This is a genomic window from Halomarina oriensis (assembly GCF_009791395.1).
GTDB lineage: Archaea > Halobacteriota > Halobacteria > Halobacteriales > Haloarculaceae > Halomarina > Halomarina oriensis.
The window spans coordinates 50,243-64,906 of the sequence record NZ_WSZK01000006.1 but is presented as its reverse complement, the minus strand read 5'-3'; the positions used below and the strand labels follow the sequence as shown (position 1 = coordinate 64,906).

14 protein-coding genes are annotated in these 14,664 nt (G+C 68.5%); 6 read left to right on the top strand and 8 right to left on the bottom strand.

Annotated elements, in window-relative coordinates; all coding sequences use genetic code 11:
• Window positions 1-4: 4 nt before the first annotated feature.
• Window positions 5-919, bottom strand: a complete 915-nt coding sequence (locus GQS65_RS02155; protein WP_158203030.1) for a DUF7319 domain-containing protein — start codon at window positions 917-919, stop codon at window positions 5-7.
• Window positions 920-1,116: 197 nt separating this feature from the next.
• Between GQS65_RS02155 and GQS65_RS02150 the strand changes: the two genes are divergently transcribed.
• Window positions 1,117-1,614, top strand: coding sequence for a DUF7321 family protein (locus GQS65_RS02150; RefSeq protein WP_158203029.1), 498 nt, complete (start codon window positions 1,117-1,119; stop codon window positions 1,612-1,614).
• Between the two features lie 39 nt (window positions 1,615-1,653).
• On the opposite strand, the gene nth is transcribed toward GQS65_RS02150, so the two are convergent.
• Window positions 1,654-2,337 (bottom strand): endonuclease III, encoded by a 684-nt coding sequence (gene nth, locus GQS65_RS02145; RefSeq protein WP_158203028.1) that lies wholly within the window; start codon window positions 2,335-2,337, stop codon window positions 1,654-1,656.
• 71 nt (window positions 2,338-2,408) lie between these two features.
• Window positions 2,409-3,215, bottom strand: a complete 807-nt coding sequence (locus tag GQS65_RS02140) for a DUF106 domain-containing protein (protein WP_158203027.1) — start codon at window positions 3,213-3,215, stop codon at window positions 2,409-2,411.
• Window positions 3,216-3,348: 133 nt separating this feature from the next.
• On the opposite strand from GQS65_RS02140, the gene GQS65_RS02135 reads away from it, so the two are divergent.
• Entirely contained in the window at window positions 3,349-3,876 is a 528-nt protein-coding gene (locus GQS65_RS02135; RefSeq protein ID WP_158203026.1) for a GNAT family N-acetyltransferase, read from the top strand.
• Between the two features lie 29 nt (window positions 3,877-3,905).
• Here GQS65_RS02135 and GQS65_RS02130 read toward each other — a convergent pair whose 3' ends face one another.
• The 3 genes from GQS65_RS02130 to GQS65_RS02120 form a co-directional block, all read right to left on the bottom strand.
• Window positions 3,906-5,060, bottom strand: coding sequence for an acyl-CoA dehydrogenase family protein (locus GQS65_RS02130; protein WP_158203025.1), 1,155 nt, complete (start codon window positions 5,058-5,060; stop codon window positions 3,906-3,908).
• A 102-nt stretch (window positions 5,061-5,162) separates the two neighbouring features.
• Window positions 5,163-5,924, bottom strand: coding sequence for a hypothetical protein (locus GQS65_RS02125; RefSeq protein ID WP_158203024.1), 762 nt, complete (start codon window positions 5,922-5,924; stop codon window positions 5,163-5,165).
• Window positions 5,925-6,074: 150 nt separating this feature from the next.
• Entirely contained in the window at window positions 6,075-7,862 is a 1,788-nt protein-coding gene (locus GQS65_RS02120; protein ID WP_158203023.1) for an asparagine synthase-related protein, read from the bottom strand.
• Between the two features lie 150 nt (window positions 7,863-8,012).
• Between GQS65_RS02120 and GQS65_RS02115 the strand changes: the two genes are divergently transcribed.
• Both GQS65_RS02115 and GQS65_RS02110 read left to right on the top strand, forming a co-directional pair.
• Complete coding sequence (locus GQS65_RS02115) at window positions 8,013-9,056, top strand: Gfo/Idh/MocA family protein (protein ID WP_158203022.1); 1,044 nt, start codon at window positions 8,013-8,015, stop codon at window positions 9,054-9,056.
• Window positions 9,053-10,123 (top strand): NAD-dependent epimerase/dehydratase family protein, encoded by a 1,071-nt coding sequence (locus GQS65_RS02110; protein WP_158203021.1) that lies wholly within the window; start codon window positions 9,053-9,055, stop codon window positions 10,121-10,123. Before GQS65_RS02115 ends, GQS65_RS02110 begins: the two co-directional genes overlap by 4 nt.
• Before the next feature lie 30 nt (window positions 10,124-10,153).
• On the opposite strand, the gene GQS65_RS02105 is transcribed toward GQS65_RS02110, so the two are convergent.
• Window positions 10,154-11,395, bottom strand: coding sequence for an alginate lyase family protein (locus GQS65_RS02105; protein WP_158203020.1), 1,242 nt, complete (start codon window positions 11,393-11,395; stop codon window positions 10,154-10,156).
• 102 nt (window positions 11,396-11,497) lie between these two features.
• On the opposite strand from GQS65_RS02105, the gene GQS65_RS02100 reads away from it, so the two are divergent.
• Window positions 11,498-12,313, top strand: coding sequence for an RIO1 family regulatory kinase/ATPase domain-containing protein (locus GQS65_RS02100; RefSeq protein WP_158203019.1), 816 nt, complete (start codon window positions 11,498-11,500; stop codon window positions 12,311-12,313).
• A 42-nt stretch (window positions 12,314-12,355) separates the two neighbouring features.
• Here the strand turns inward: GQS65_RS02100 and GQS65_RS02095 are convergent, their stop codons facing one another.
• On the bottom strand, window positions 12,356-12,922 hold the full coding sequence (locus GQS65_RS02095; RefSeq protein ID WP_158203018.1) for a DUF4112 domain-containing protein: 567 nt from the start codon (window positions 12,920-12,922) through the stop codon (window positions 12,356-12,358).
• A 128-nt stretch (window positions 12,923-13,050) separates the two neighbouring features.
• Here GQS65_RS02095 and GQS65_RS02090 point away from each other — a divergent pair, with 128 nt between their 5' ends.
• Window positions 13,051-14,595, top strand: coding sequence for an aldehyde dehydrogenase family protein (locus GQS65_RS02090; RefSeq protein ID WP_158203017.1), 1,545 nt, complete (start codon window positions 13,051-13,053; stop codon window positions 14,593-14,595).
• The last annotated feature ends 69 nt before the right edge of the window (window positions 14,596-14,664 follow it).

Below are 14,664 nucleotides of genomic sequence, written 5' to 3'. Positions count from 1 at the left end.
GCCCTCACGCGGGGTCTTCGGAGGAATCGTCTTCACCGCCGGCGAGTCGCCCATCGGACTCGAGGTCGTCGAGGAACGCCGGCCGCTCGTCGGAGTCGAGTCCGACCGCCCGCAGGCGGTCACGGTACTCCTCGGACCGGAACCGGTCGGAGAGTCGCGCGTTGGCGACCAGTGTGAACAGGAACACGCCGATGACGAGGAAGCCGAGACCGGCCGCGATGGCCAGAATCGGGGCGTTCGGGTTGCCGAACTGACCGGTCGCGGTCGCGGTCACCGCCGCGAAGAGACCCCAGCCGACCAGCCCCACGGCCATCAGCAACTGGACGCCGGCGACGACCTGTAGCACCTGGTGGCCGAGGTCACCGCCACCGTCGGGAACGTCGTGTGGTCGTGGCAGCACCTCGCCCTCGGGCAGCTCCGGGACGTCGTACTCCTCCATCGACGCCAGCGCGACGGAGGGTTCGACGTCTCGGAGCACCCGGCCCGTCCCTTCGACGGTGCCGTCGCCGTAGACCATCGCGTACCCCTCCTCGTCGTAGGCGACGAGGCGGTCGGGGTTCTCGAACCGCTCGACGCGTGCGAAGACGTCCCGGTCGAGGACGCGCTGTTTCAGGTCGGCTTCGAGGCGGTCGAGCAGTTCCGTCCCCGTGATCCACGAGTCGGGGTCGAAGACGGCGTCCCACTCCTCGGCGCTCATCCGGGCCATATCTCGGGGGCCGAAGTTCTCGAAGTCGTACTTCTCTTCGACCTGTGCCCGGAGTTCGTCAAGCGAGAGGTCCTCGTCCGTCTGCCGGTCGGGGTCGTCCACCTCGGCGTCGAACGGGACTCGCTCGTCGCCATCGCGTTCGACCGGTGCCGACCCGTCGGCCGCGTCGCTGTCGGCGTCGTCGGAACGGGTGGCAGACGGCCCATCAGCCATACTCCGAACTACGGCCGGACGGCCTAAAGACGTTGCGACGCCGCCCGCAGCCGGTTTCGACGCTCACCGGGGCGGCGCCCGCGAGGGGCCGCGGTGACGGCCCTCGCGGGCGCCCGTGCCCGACGCCAGCCGAGACGGACGCCGTGCACGGCCGGCGAATCCGGCACGCTGAAACCGTCGCCGGTCGAAACGCGTCCATGTTCGGTCTCAGCGAGACCCAGACTGCGACCGTCGTCGCGTTCTCCGTCTCGCTCACCCTCCCCCTCCTGCTCTACGGCGCGTGGATCATGATCGACGCCGAGGACGTGACGTGGAACGTCCTCACCTACCACCTCTCGTTTATCCTCCCCGGACTCGCGCTGACGACGATACCGCTGGTGTTCTGGATGCTCCCCCGCCTGTTCGAGCAGTTCGGCGACGGCCTGGCCGCCGTCCACGCCTTCTTCGGGTTCCAGGCGTACGCGATGCTCGCGTTCGGCGCGACGGGCATCGTCCGCATCTTCCGGGCGAAGTGGGAACACGACCTCTACCACGACTACGACGAGGACGTCCTGCTCGACGAGATCGGCGACGAGAACATGCGGTTCTGGCGACGTCGCCTCCGTATCGGCGTCTTCGGCTACACGTTCTTCTGGATTCTGGCGTACGTCATCGGTATCGTCCGGTATCTCCTCCGGTACTCCATCCTCGGGTGACCGGGCGGCGGTGACCACCGCGTGACCGACGACGGTGGCTCACCACTCCTCGCCGCTGGCGAGGTCCACCTCGGCGTCGAGTTTCGAGGACGGACAGACGTCTTCGAGGACACACGCCGAACACTCCGGATTTCGCGCGTCACAGACCGCTCGTCCGTGGTCGATGAGCAGGTGGGTGAACTCCTGCCAGTGGGCCTCCGGCACCACCGGGAGCAGGTCCTGCTCGATGGCTTCGGGCCGTTCCTCCTCGGTCAGTCCGAGTCGCCGTGAGAGACGCTGGACGTGCGTGTCGACGACGATACCCTCGACGACGTCGTGACCGTGCTGGAGCACGACGTTCGCCGTCTTCCGACCGACACCCGGGAGGTCGGTCAGCGCGCTCATCGTGTCCGGAACCTCGCCGTCGTGGTCCGCGACGATTCGCTCGCCGATGCCCTGGAGGTAGCCGCCCTTGTTGTTGTGGAAGGTGATGCCGTAGATGGCGTCGGCGAGTTCCTCCTGCGTCGCGTTCGCGTAGTCTTCTGGTGTCTGGTAGGTCTCGAACAGGTCCGCCGTGACCTGGTTCACTCGCTCGTCGGTACACTGCGCGGAGAGCACGACTGCGATCAGGAGTTCGAGGCGGTTCGAGTAGCGCAGCGAGATGGTCGAGTCCGGATACTCCGTCTGGAGACGCTCGACGACGGCCTCGGCCTGTGCCTCGCGTGAATCGAGGGGGTCGCCCATGGGTGGTCCGGGGCGGGCACCGACTTCGGTGTTGTCGTTCGCGTAGACGAGTCGACGGCGGCGGGAACCGGTTACGCCGTCACCCGGTCGACGGTCCGACGGAGCGTCGTCCCGGCGAGCAGCGAGCAGACGAAGTACCACGCCATCCACGCCTGGACCGGCCCGACGAGGCGTGCGGTCCAGACGATTCGGCCGACGACGGGGTAGACCGGTGCGACGGGGGTGACGGCCGCGGCGGGGGCGGCGACCAGCCACGAGAGCCAGAGGAACACCGGAATCGTCACCAGCATCGTCCAGACGAGCGGGCGGCACTGCGTCTTCAACGCCGATAGCTGCTCGCGGACGAGCGCCCGCCGCCGTGCTTCGAGTCGCTCGACGACGGCGTCGTCACCGCGTTCGCGGGCCGTGTCGAGACGTTCGGCGAGGTCCTGCATCCGGTCGCCGTCGGGCGGTGAGACGTCACCGACGAGGCGACGACGCACGACGAGCGACACCGTCGCGGTCAGCGCCGCGAGTCCGAGGACGACGACGGAGAACGGGAGTGCGGCCTGCACCGGGCCGAGCGCGAGGTCCACCGTCGACCCCACGAACGACCCCACCGGGCCGACCTGGTAGCCCGCCAGGAGACAGAGCGCGGCGACGCCCGCCGCCTTGTCCGCCCGTGACCACGACTCGACACCGTCGTCCCCCGCGAGCGCGAACCCGTCGCCGTCGGGGACGAGCACACCGTCGGCGAGCAGTCGTCCCCACGTCTCGGCGTCGACGCCGTCCCGTACGTCGCCGTAGGTGAACGGCGACCCGTGTTCGGCCGCGTACTCACGAATCGCCTGCGGAACCGTACCGTCGGCTGGTACGTCGTCGGCTGGAGGGCCTGACATGCGTACGCATGGTCGCCGTGGGTTCATCAATCTGTCTGACGAACGAGTCGAGCCGAATCGGTCGGCAGCCGGACCCGACAGCCCCACCTGTCGGATAGAGGGAACTACCTCCCCGGCATCCCTCGTCTCGCCCATGGCAGGCGCGACCTTCCTCGTCGGCGATAGCGTCGAACTCCGAACCGTCGAGGAGGACGATCTCGACTTCCTCCGAGAGACGACGAACCACCCCGACGTGCGGCGGAGCGTCGGTAACTCCGCTCCGACCAACGCCCACGCCGAGCGCGAGTGGTTCGAGTCGATGAGCACCGACGACGACGCCCAGTTCCTCGTCCGGGCCGACGGCGAGCGCGTCGGCACGGTCGGCCTCCACGAGTTCCGCGACGGCTGGGGCCGCGCGGAAGCGGGGTACTTCTTCCACCCCGACCACTGGGGGAACGGCTACGCGACGGAGGCGGTCGAACTGGTCTGTGGCTACGGCTTCCGGGAGCGGCGTCTCAACAAAGTCGCGGCCCGGACCTTCGCGTTCAACGAGGCGTCGGGTCGGGTGCTGGAGAAGGTCGGCTTCCAGCACGAGGGGACGCTCCGAGAGGAGGCGTTCGAGCAGGGCGAGTACGTCGACCTGGAGTACTGGGGACTGCTCGCCGAGGAGTACGAGAGATAAAGACGAGTCGAGAAGGGAGTCGGTCGTGCTTACAGGCCGAGCTGTCGGCCGATGACCATCCGCTGGATCTCCGAAGTCCCCTCGCCGATCTCCATCAGTTTCGCGTCGCGGTAGAACCGCTGTGGGGCGAAGTCGGTCGTGTAGCCGTAGCCGCCGAGCACCTGCACGGCGTCCTCGGCGACCTCTCGGGCCGTCTCGCTGGCGTCGTACTTCGCCAGTGCGGAGCTGTGGGTGACGTCCTCGCCGTCGTCGTACTGGGTCGCGGACTTGTGGGTGAGCAGGCGCGAGCGCTCTATCTTCCGGTCCATCTCGACGACCATGTCCCGGACGGCGTCGAACTTCGAGATGGCCTGGCCGAACTGCTCGCGTTCGGTCGCGTACGACTTCGCCGCCTCGAACGCGCCCTGTCCCAGCCCCACCGAGAGCGCGGCGATGGAGATGCGCCCGCCGTTGAGCGTCTTCATCGTCTGTTTCCAGCCCTCGCCCTCCTCGCCGAGCAGGCGGTCCTCGGGGATGCGGCAGTTCGTGAACTTGATCTCGCAGGTCGGCGAGGCGTTGAGGCCCATCTTCTCCCACTCGGTGACGACCTCGAACCCGTCGTCCTCATCGGGGTCGACGATGAACGTCGAGATGCCGTCGTAGCCCGCGTCGGGGTCGGTGACGGCCTTCACGAGGATGGACCCGGCGACGGAGGCGTTCGTGATGAACTGCTTGGTGCCGTCGATGACGTACTCGTCGCCTGCGGGTCCGCTGACCCGTTCGGCCATCGTGTCCATGTCGCTGGCGTCGGAGCCGGAACTGGGTTCGGTGAGCGCCCACGCGCCGACGTACTCGCCGGTCGCGAGCGGTTCGAGCCACCGCTCTTTCTGGGCGTCGGTGCCGAACATCTCGATGGGCTTGGTCGCCAGACTCGTGTGGGCGGCGTAAGAGAGGCCGATAGAGCCGGAGACGCGACCGAGTTCCTCGGTGACCAGCGCGTACATCAACTGGTCGCCGCCGAGACCGCCGTACTCCTCTGAGACGGGGACGCCCATCATGTCGAGGTCGGCCAGCGCGTCGAAGACCTCCTCGGGGAAGCGCCGTTCCTCCTCGATGTCCCACGCGATCGGCTCGATTTCCTCGTCGCAGAACTCCCGGACGGTGTCACGAATCATCCGGTGTTCGGCCGGTAGCTCGAAGTCCATGGCAAATCTCGCCGGGCGACGCTCATAAACACTCCGACACCCGGTACAGCGACAGCGTCGGGCGACGGCGAGGGTCGCGTGGGCCGCGCGGGTCGTCGACTCTCAGATTCGGTCGACGGCCCAGTTCGGAGCGGTGGCGTTCGTCGACCCCACGTTCCGGAATGTCGTCCGTTCGATCACCGTCACCGTCCGGTCGCCGCTTCGGGCCGCCCAGGTCACGACCAGATGGCGGACGAGTCCGTCGGTCGTCACGGTGAGTCGGTAGCGAACCGGTCCCGTCGCCGGGTAGCCGTCGCCCCAGACGAGTCGCTCGTCGAGCGAGAACGCGACCTCGAGACAGCGGTCGTCGCCGCAGTCGACGGGGGTGACCGACGCCCCTCGCTGCGTCGTCAGCGCGGCCGACAGGTGGTCGCCCAGCGGGTCGACACCCGCGAACGGCGTCGACGACGCCTCCAGCGTGTAGTACTGTCGCCGGTCGGCGCTCTCGACCCAGCCGACGACGTGCGAACCGTTCTGCCACCGTGCGTAGCCGCCGGGGCCGCCGGGGTGGCGAGTCCGGACGACGACGAGGCGACCCTCCTCGCCGGCCCACGTCGTCCGGTTCTCGACGACGAGCGTCCCGTTCGGGTAGCCGACGGTCCGGTTGGTGCTGCGCGTCGCCGTCGTGTTCGTCAACAGTGCGACGTGTCCGGCGACGAGTCGACTCGCGTTCACCACTCCCGTCTCCGAGAGCCCCGGTGGCGGAGAGACGGGCACCGCCGCCGGCGTCACCGTCGGGCCGCTCGTCTCCGGGAGATTCCCGGCGCTACAGCCCGCCAGCACGACCAGCAGGGCGAGCAGGACACGGGAGACGACCGGTCTCATCGGTAGATATTCTCGTACCGCAATATAAACCCTCGCCGATTGCTTGCCGTCGGCAGCGACAGGGAGCCGACACGTCGGTGGAGCGATACCGGTCGAGTCGCGGTCGGCCGACCGCTCGACCGCTCGATGGCCGGCGGGTTTCCCGACGGGTCAGTCGTCGAGGTAGCGCTGTATCCACGCTTCGAGCGTCGTCACGGGTGCGAGGACGAAGATGTGGTTGCCCTCACCGGCGAGGTGTTCGTCCCTGAGCGCCCGGAGGTGGTCGGCGTCGAACAGGTCACGCTCGCAGGCGTCGTCGACGAGGCCGTCGACGTACGCCCGGAGTTGGGGGTTGGTCCGGTACCACTCGTCGGCAAGCGACAGTCCGCCGTACGTCATCCCACCGACGACCCGGTTGTAGCCGGTCGCCGCGACGAACCCGGCGATGTGGGCGGGGTAGGGGTAGGTCGGCGGGAGTCGGGTCTGTTCGTAGGGGATGGACGCGAGATCCTGGTCCAGCAGTCGGGTGAGCTTGAGTTTCGGCTTGCTGGCACCGTACGGGATGGCCCCGTCGGTGAACGGGAACGACCCGGTCCGGTAGTCGGTCGGCAGGCGAGCGACGTGTTCGAGGAACGCGCCGTTGGCGAACGGGGTCCGGGTGCCGACCTTCCGCCGCGCGAGCGGGTTGCTGGAGAAGACGAACCGCGTGTAGTGGTTCCGGAAGTGGATGTCCATCGCCCGTTCGAGCATCGTCGCCTCCTCGCTGGCCCGTTCGGACTCGCGGAACGACGCCATCGGGTCGACGTCGATGGTCAGCAGCGAGGCGACGGTTTCGGGGTCGACCGCCTCCTGGCGCTCGTAGTGCCCACGTGCGGCCGACTCCGCGTCCGCGACGTGGTAGCGGAGCAGGTGTTCGCCGAGGAGTTCGCCCTGTGCGGCCGCCTCCAGCACGACACCGGGGTGGTCGTCGGGCAGCGAGAACGTCGTCGACATGTTGACGAACGAGTTCCAGCGCAACATCCCGTCGGTCACGTCGATACACTCCTCGACCACCTCCGCGAACGTCTCGCCGCCGAGTTCGACGGGTTCGTTGTCGAGGCCGAGCGTCGCGGCCACCCGCTCGGCGAGCGCCGGGTTCCCGCCTGTCGGGGGGTTGGCGTCGTAGCTGTACGTCCGGACGCCGTCGACGCCGGCCTCGGTTCCCGCCGTCCGGGTCAACTCGGCGGCCATCGGTCTGCTGTCGAGACCCCCCGAGAGCCAGAGTCCCACGTCGCCGTCGATGCTGTCGGCCATGTCCGTCACCGCCTCCCGGTAGCGGTTCGCCAGGTCGAACATGTACGCGTCGCCCGACTCCGCCGGTTCGAACGAGGGGTTCCAGTAGCGCTCGGTCGTGGCCTCGCCGTTCTCGTAGACCAGCGCCGTCGCCGGCGGGAGCGCTCGGACCTCCTCGACGAGCGTCTTCTGGCCCCAGACGTGGCCGACGCTCATCACGTCACAGACCGCCTGCTCGTCGAGCGTCGGGTCGTCGACGGACGACAGGACGGTCTTGACCTCGGAGCCGAACGCCAGACCGTCGCCCGTCGTGTAGTACAGCGGTCGGGCACCGATCTTGTCGGTCGCCACGACCAGTCGGTCGGTCTCGCGGTCCGCACACGCCAGCGCGAACGGGCCGTCGACGGCTTCGAGCGTAGCCACCGGGTCGTCCAGCACCCGCTCGAACAGGTCGGCGACGGCCCACCCCTCGGGGTGGTTGGAGACGACGCCGTAGACGAACCCCACGACACCGCCGTCGTCCACGACGGTGTGGCCCGCCGGGTCACGCTCCCCGTGGTGGACGAGTTCGAGCGCGTGGGCCCCCGTCTCCGCTCGCTCCTCGCCGTACCACGACTCGCGTTTCAACGGGGCCGCCATCGTCGCCGCACCCTCGCTACCGACCGTTCCGCCGACAATTCCGGTCACAGTACGGGATCATCACGCATCGGGGGCATAGTTAGTCGGCGAACTGTACGTTCGTCGATACTACCGGGGTCGCCACGCTCGCCGGCCGTTCACGCTCTCTCGGAGCGTAGCGACTCGGTAACTAACAGTCGACTGTTCGTGAGCGGGCACATGAGCCGAGTCGCGCGGAGCGAGCAGTACCGTGTCGGCGTCGTCGGCGCGGGCGAGATGGCGGAACTCGCCCACATTCCGGCGGTGTCGACACTCGACGAACTCACGCTGGCGTACGTCGCCGACGTGGACGGTGACCGGGCCAGGACGGTGGGCCGGGCACACGGCGTCGACGCCGTCACCGTCACCGACGCGGCGTCCCTCCCGCAGTGTGACGTCGCCGTCCTCGCCACCCCCGTGGGCGTCAGAGGGGAGTACGTCGAGGTGTTCGGCACCCGCGAGACGCCGTTGCTCGCGGAGAAGCCGTTCGCACCGTCGCTCGACACCCACCGACGGTTCCTCGACCGTGGGCCGTCGATGTGCTGTAACTACACCCGCCTCTTCTTCTCCAGTACGCGGCAGGCGAGCGCGCTCGTCGCCGGCGACGCGTTCGGTGAACTCCAGCGGGCCTCGTTCGCCGAGAGCTTCGTCGGCGCACAGGGCGTCAGTCCGGGCAGCTACCGTCTCGACGCCGACCTGAGCGGCGGCGGCGTCCTCGCGGAGTCGGGCTGTCACCTGCTCAGTCAGGTGACGCGACTCCTGGCGGGCTACGACCTGTCCATCACCGAAGCGGACGTCCGAACGCACGAAGGACTGGACGTCGAGGTGGAGGCGTCGCTGACGGCGACGGCCGGCGACCGGAGCGTCCCCGTCGACCTGCTCGTGACGATGGTGACGCCGACGGACGACCGTGTACGACTGGAGTTCGAGCACGCGACGGTGACGTTCGACCCGGCCGCGCCCGACGCGACGCTCCGGGTCACGCCGGAAGAGCCGACTCCCGCGGGAGTCGGCCCGCTCGAACTCGCCCCCGCCGACGAGTGGGCGACGGCGTTCAGACAGGGCGTCTACCTGCGATGGGAGGCGTTCCTGGAGAGCCTGCGGTCGTCGGACACCGACTGGGAGCGAGAGAGCGGGCTGGCGGTCTCACGCCTCCTGACGGCGCTCTACGGGTTCAATGGGGCTGACGGGACCGACGGGGCCGACGGGGGTGACGAGCCGTGAAGGTCGGCGTCGTCGGCGCGAACGGGAGCGTCGGCATGGAACTCTCGGTGCTGCTGGAGGCGGCCGGCGTGACCGTCGTCCCCGTCGTTCGGACCTCGTTCGCCGGCGCGTTCCTCGACGAGCAGGGGTTCGACGTTCGCGTCGGCGACGTGACCGATTCCGACGACGCCGACCGGCTGCTCGGTGACGTGGACGTCGTCGTCGTCTCCGCGCGAACCTCCATCGAGAGCAACAGTCCGAGCGAGGTCGAGCGCATCAACGAGGCCATCGTTACCGGGGCGGTGTCGGGGAGTCCCGCCGACGCGACGGCCGTGCTGTTCAGCTCCGTCGCCGTCTTCCAGTTGAGCGAGGGGTTCAACTTCTACGGCGAGATGAAACGCCACGAGGAGACGGTGTTCGAGGAGCACTGCGAGGAGACGGGGCGGGACGGCTACGTCCTCCGTCTCGGGCACGTCCTCGGCCCACAGCAGAACTGGACCGACCAACTCGTCGCGGGGGTCGAGGGACGGGACCACCTCTCGGTCGCTGCCGACGCCGAGCGACCGTCGAACGTCCTCCACACCGTCACGCTCCGCGAGACGGTCCTCGCGTGTGCTCGGGCGAGTAGCGAGGATGGGACGAGCGACACCGCCCGACCCGGTCCCGAACCGGGCACGTACACCTGTGTCAATCGGCCGCAGTGGACGTGGCGCGACGTCTTCGAGTTCTACGCCGATTCGGAGTGTGACCTGCGGTTCCTCGGTTCGTCGTCGGGGGACGCCTCGCTCGTCGAGCAGGCGCTCGCCGCGGGCTACGGACTCGTCAACCCACGACCGGGTCGGCTCTACAGCGCCCTCAAGTACGCACCCGACAGCGTCTACTACCGACTCAGGAGCGAGTACTACGAGCGGACGATGCGAGGAGCGGTCGGCGACCTGACCGGTCGTTCGGCGTTCGAGCTTCCCGTGTTCGCGTTCGAGTCGGCACCGGGACCGACGGTCACCGCGGTGCCGACCACCCGGACGAGCATCCGCGAGACGGACGCGCTGGCGGAGGCGTTCGCCGGTCGTCGCACTCTCAGGGAGTGAGTCCCGACCCGAGCGTCCTCGGCGGTCGGTTCAGAGGTCGAAGCGGTTGCCGTGGGTGAGCGTCGTCCACCCGAGCAGGCGCTCGTCACGCACCGGACGGCCCGACGAGTCGATGGCGTCCTGGTGCTGTGGGACGTACGTCGGTTCGTTCGTAATCTCGCTCCCGCCGGACTCGACGACGTCCAGATAGCGCTCGTCGCCCCAGTAGGAGTAGGCGAGTTCGTACGCCGACGTTCCCTCCTCCCGTTCGCGGGCGGCGAACCCGCCGACCTCGCCGTACCGGTCGTCGAACGACTCGGGGTCGAAGAAGAAGTCGGCGTGGGCGTCGAACATGAGTTTGAGCGCGCTCTGACCGTACTGCTCGTACTCGTAGAACGACTCACCATAGTGGCGACCGAGTTCCGCGGCCGTGACGAACGCCTTCAGCGCGTACAGCGAGTACGAGAGCCCCTCGCTCCGGACGAGTTCCTCTTCGAGGAGGCCGTCGCGTCGGAGTTGACCGAACGCGTGGTCACGGAGGCGGTCGAACGACGCGCTCAACAGGTCGTCGTCGCCGAGGTACGCCGCGCCGGAGGCGCGAGCCACCTCCCGCCAGACGAAGATGTTCTGGACCCGCTCGGGGATGCCCGTCCCGACGGAGTCGACGAACGACCGCACCCAGTCGGCCATCGCCGCGGGCGACCCGCCGACGTCGTCCCAGGCGTCGTGGTCACCGACGAGTTCCGCACCGTACCACAGCTTCGGGAGCGTGACGTACTGTTCGATGCTGTCGGTCAACTCCGGTTCCATGCGGGTGTCCGGGTCGAGACACCAGTGGTCGAGGACGGCGACGGCCTGCTCGGCGTAGGCGTCGTCGCCGGTCAACTCGTAGGCGAGTCCCAGATCCCGGACCCGGTCGCCCGTCTCGATGGCCGCCGCGTAGTCACCACGCGAGTCGTCGTCGGGGTCGCTCGACTCGAACGTGCGACCGCCACCGTCGTCGGTGACGCTCAGCGGGTCGGCGTCGAGCGACTCGTCGGCGTCGGCGACGAACGCCTCGTACGCACTGGCCCACGGCTCCTCGCCCGCGTCGACGCGCTCTCTGACCGCCGCCAGTTCCGACCGGTCGACGAATATCGCCGGGTCGTCGCCCGCACGCTGGTGTGGCGGTTCGCGGCTGTCGGCCCTCGCGGAGAGACAGCCAGCGACGCTCCCAGCACCCAGCGCACCGACCGTCGTCAGGAGTCGTCGACGCGATACACGGCGGCTACCGCCATCGTTCTCGCCAGTCATTCAGTGTCGGTCGAAATAGGTCAGGAGTCATATCCCTTGTGGTCGAGTGCTCCCGGAGTGCGGGCAACACACTCATGCCGCCGGATGGAGTGAGGAGCAGTAATGGCGTTCCGGCAGTTTCTGAAGGGGCAGGTCGAGTGGGACCGCCTCGAAGGCGTCCTCGTCGAGTTCACTCGACGCTACGACCGGCCGTCGGTCCGCGTCGAGTTTCTCGACGCCGACAACTGGCTCTCGGTGCCGTGTGTCGTCGACGACCGCTGGTTCGTGAAGGTCATCACGCCACAGCACTCGCTGCTCCACGCCGTGCTCACCACGGGTCGGAACCTCGGCGCGTTCTCCAGCGGCCAGGAGGGGTTCTTCGAGCACGTCGCCGACCCCATCGAGATGGCCGAACGGGAACTGGAGGCGACCCGTCGGATGCGGGACCTCGGGTTGGACGTCCCCGAACCGGTCGAGGCGTTCGAGCACGACGGTCTCGGCGTGCTCGTCGTCGAGTACCTGCCGTCGTTCCGGACGCTCACCGAGTTGACGCCGGACGAGGTGCTGACCTACGCGCCCGACCTGTTCGGGGCGCTCGCCCGGATGCACGCCGCGGGACTCTCTCACGGCGACCTCAGAGCCGAGAACGTCCTCGTCGCCCGCGACCGCCTCTACCTCATCGACGCCACGAGCGTCCGTGAGGGAGCCATCGAGCAGGCTCGCGCCTACGACCTCGCCTGTGCGCTCGCCGCGCTCGAACCGCTCGTCGGCCCCCGCGCCACCCTCGACGCGGCGCTCGCACACTACCCGACGCGGGACCTGCTGGCGGCCGAGGACTTCCTCGACTTCGTCAACATCCGACCGGACCACGACTTCGACGCGGCGACGGTCAAAGGCGAGATAGAGAAACAGGCGAGCGCGGAGGGTGTCGAGGGCTGACGACAGGCGAGCAGTACTCGGCCGCCCCGTCGGGGCCGACCGTCACTCCGTCACGTCGATGCGAATCGGGCCGTCGTCCTCGTCTTCGTCGCCGGTCGACTCCTCGACCGTCTCGGCGTGACGGGGGTCCGGGGCGAACGCTCGCCGCTCCCGGTCACGGGCACGCTCGCTCTCCAAGAACTCCTCGACGAGGTCGACGTTCCAGGCGTTGGTCTTCCAGAACGTGTCGAAGATGGGACCGACCACCGGGATGGACCCCGTCGCCACGTCGACGGTGACGTTCGCCAGCATCCGGACGACGGTGGTGAACGGCACGCCGAGGTTGGCCGCCTCCAGCACGATGTACAGCGAGACGCCCGCCGAGACGACCGGTCCGACGGCGGGGATGGCGCTCACCAGCGGGTCGAGTCCGACCTTGACGTCGGTGCCGGGGATGGTCACCGCCTCGTCGAGCAGGTCCGCGACCGCCCGCATCCGGTTGAGCGCGTCCTCGTCGACGGAGTCCGGGACGTCGAAGTCGTCGTCACCGATCTCGTTCAGGGCGTCCTCGCCGGGGAGGGTGTCGTCGTCGGCAGTCCCGTCGTCGTCCTCGTGTGGGGCGTCGTCCATGCGCTCATCCACTCGCGGCGACCACAAAGCGATGGCGCCCGTCATCACCCGAGACGGTCACGGCCGCCGAGAAGTACTGCCGCGAAAGACAGGGCTTTATACGGAGCTCGGGGCAACACTCCACCGTCATGAGCCAACAGGTCAGCGAGACCCACCAGCACTACATCGCGGGCGGGTTCGACGACGGGGACGGCGACGAGACGTTCGACTCCGTCAACCCGGCGAGCGGCGAGACCATCGCCACGTTCCGCCGCGGCACCGAGAGCGACATCGAGCGTGCGGTCGCGGCCGCCGAGGACTCCTTCGAGGAGTGGCGCTCGCTCAGCCACATCCAGCGCGCGGAGTACCTCTGGGACATCTACCACGAACTGCGCGAGCGCACCGACGAACTCGCCGAAGTCGTCACGAAGGAGTGCGGCAAGGAGATTTCGGAGGGTCGCGCCGACGTCGTCGAGGCGTACCACATGGTCGAGTGGGCCGCCGGCGACGCCCGCCACCCCAAGGGGGACGTCGTCCCCAGCGAGATTCCCGCGAAGGACGCCTACATGCGCCGCAAACCGCGCGGCGTCGTCGGCTGTATCACGCCGTGGAACTTCCCGGTCGCCATCCCGTTCTGGCACATGGCCGTCGCGCTGGTCGAGGGCAACACGGTCGTCTGGAAACCCGCCGAGCAGACCCCGATGTGCGGGCAGGTCATCGCCGAGATGTTCGAGGACGCGGGCATCCCCGAGGGCGTGTTCAACATGGTCCAGGGCTTCGGTGACGCCGGGTCGCGCATCGTCGACCACGAGGACGTCAACGCCGTGCTGTTCACCGGCAGCGCCGAGGTCGGTCACGAGGTCGCCCAGAAGGTCGCCGAACAGCCCGGCACGCTCGCGGCCTGCGAGATGGGCGGGAAGAACGGCATCGTCGTCACCGAGGAGGCGGACCTCGACGTCGCGGTCCACTCCGCCGTAATGAGTTCGTTCAAGACGACCGGCCAGCGCTGTGTCTCCTCCGAGCGTCTCATCGTCCACGAGGACGTCTACGACGAGTTCAAAGAGCGGTTCGTCGAGGTGGCGAAGCAGGTCTCCGTGGGCAACCCCCTCGACGAGGGGACGTTCATGGGCCCGGCCATCGAACCGGAGCACGTCGAGAAGATACGGAAGTACAACGACCTCGCCCGCGAGGAGGCCACCGAGGTGCTCGTCGACCGCACCGACCTCGACGACAGCGAGATTCCCGAGGGCCACGCCGAGGGCAACTGGGTCGGCCCGTTCGTCTACGAGGTCGAGTACGACGACGAGGGCGAACAGCGCTCCATCCGCGAGGAGGTGTTCGGCCCGCACGTCGCGCTCATGAGCTACAGCGGCGACATCGAGCGTGCCGTCGACATCCACAACGACACGCCGTACGGGCTGGCCGGTGCCGTCATCTCCGAGAACTACCGTCAGATCAACTACTACCGTGACCGTGCGGAGGTCGGCCTCGCCTACGGCAACCTCCCCTGTATCGGCGCGGAGGTCCAGTTGCCGTTCGGCGGCGTCAAGAAGTCCGGGAACGGCTACCCGAGCGCCCGCGAGGTCATCGAGGCCGTCACCGAGCGCACGGCGTGGACGCTCAACAACTCGAAGGACATCGAGATGGCACAGGGTCTCTCGGCGGACATCAAGACCGCGTCCGGCGACGACTGAGACCACGGGCCGACTGCGTGTGACCGTTTTTCGGCGAGGACGCCACCAGCGCCCGCCGTGACGTGAGTT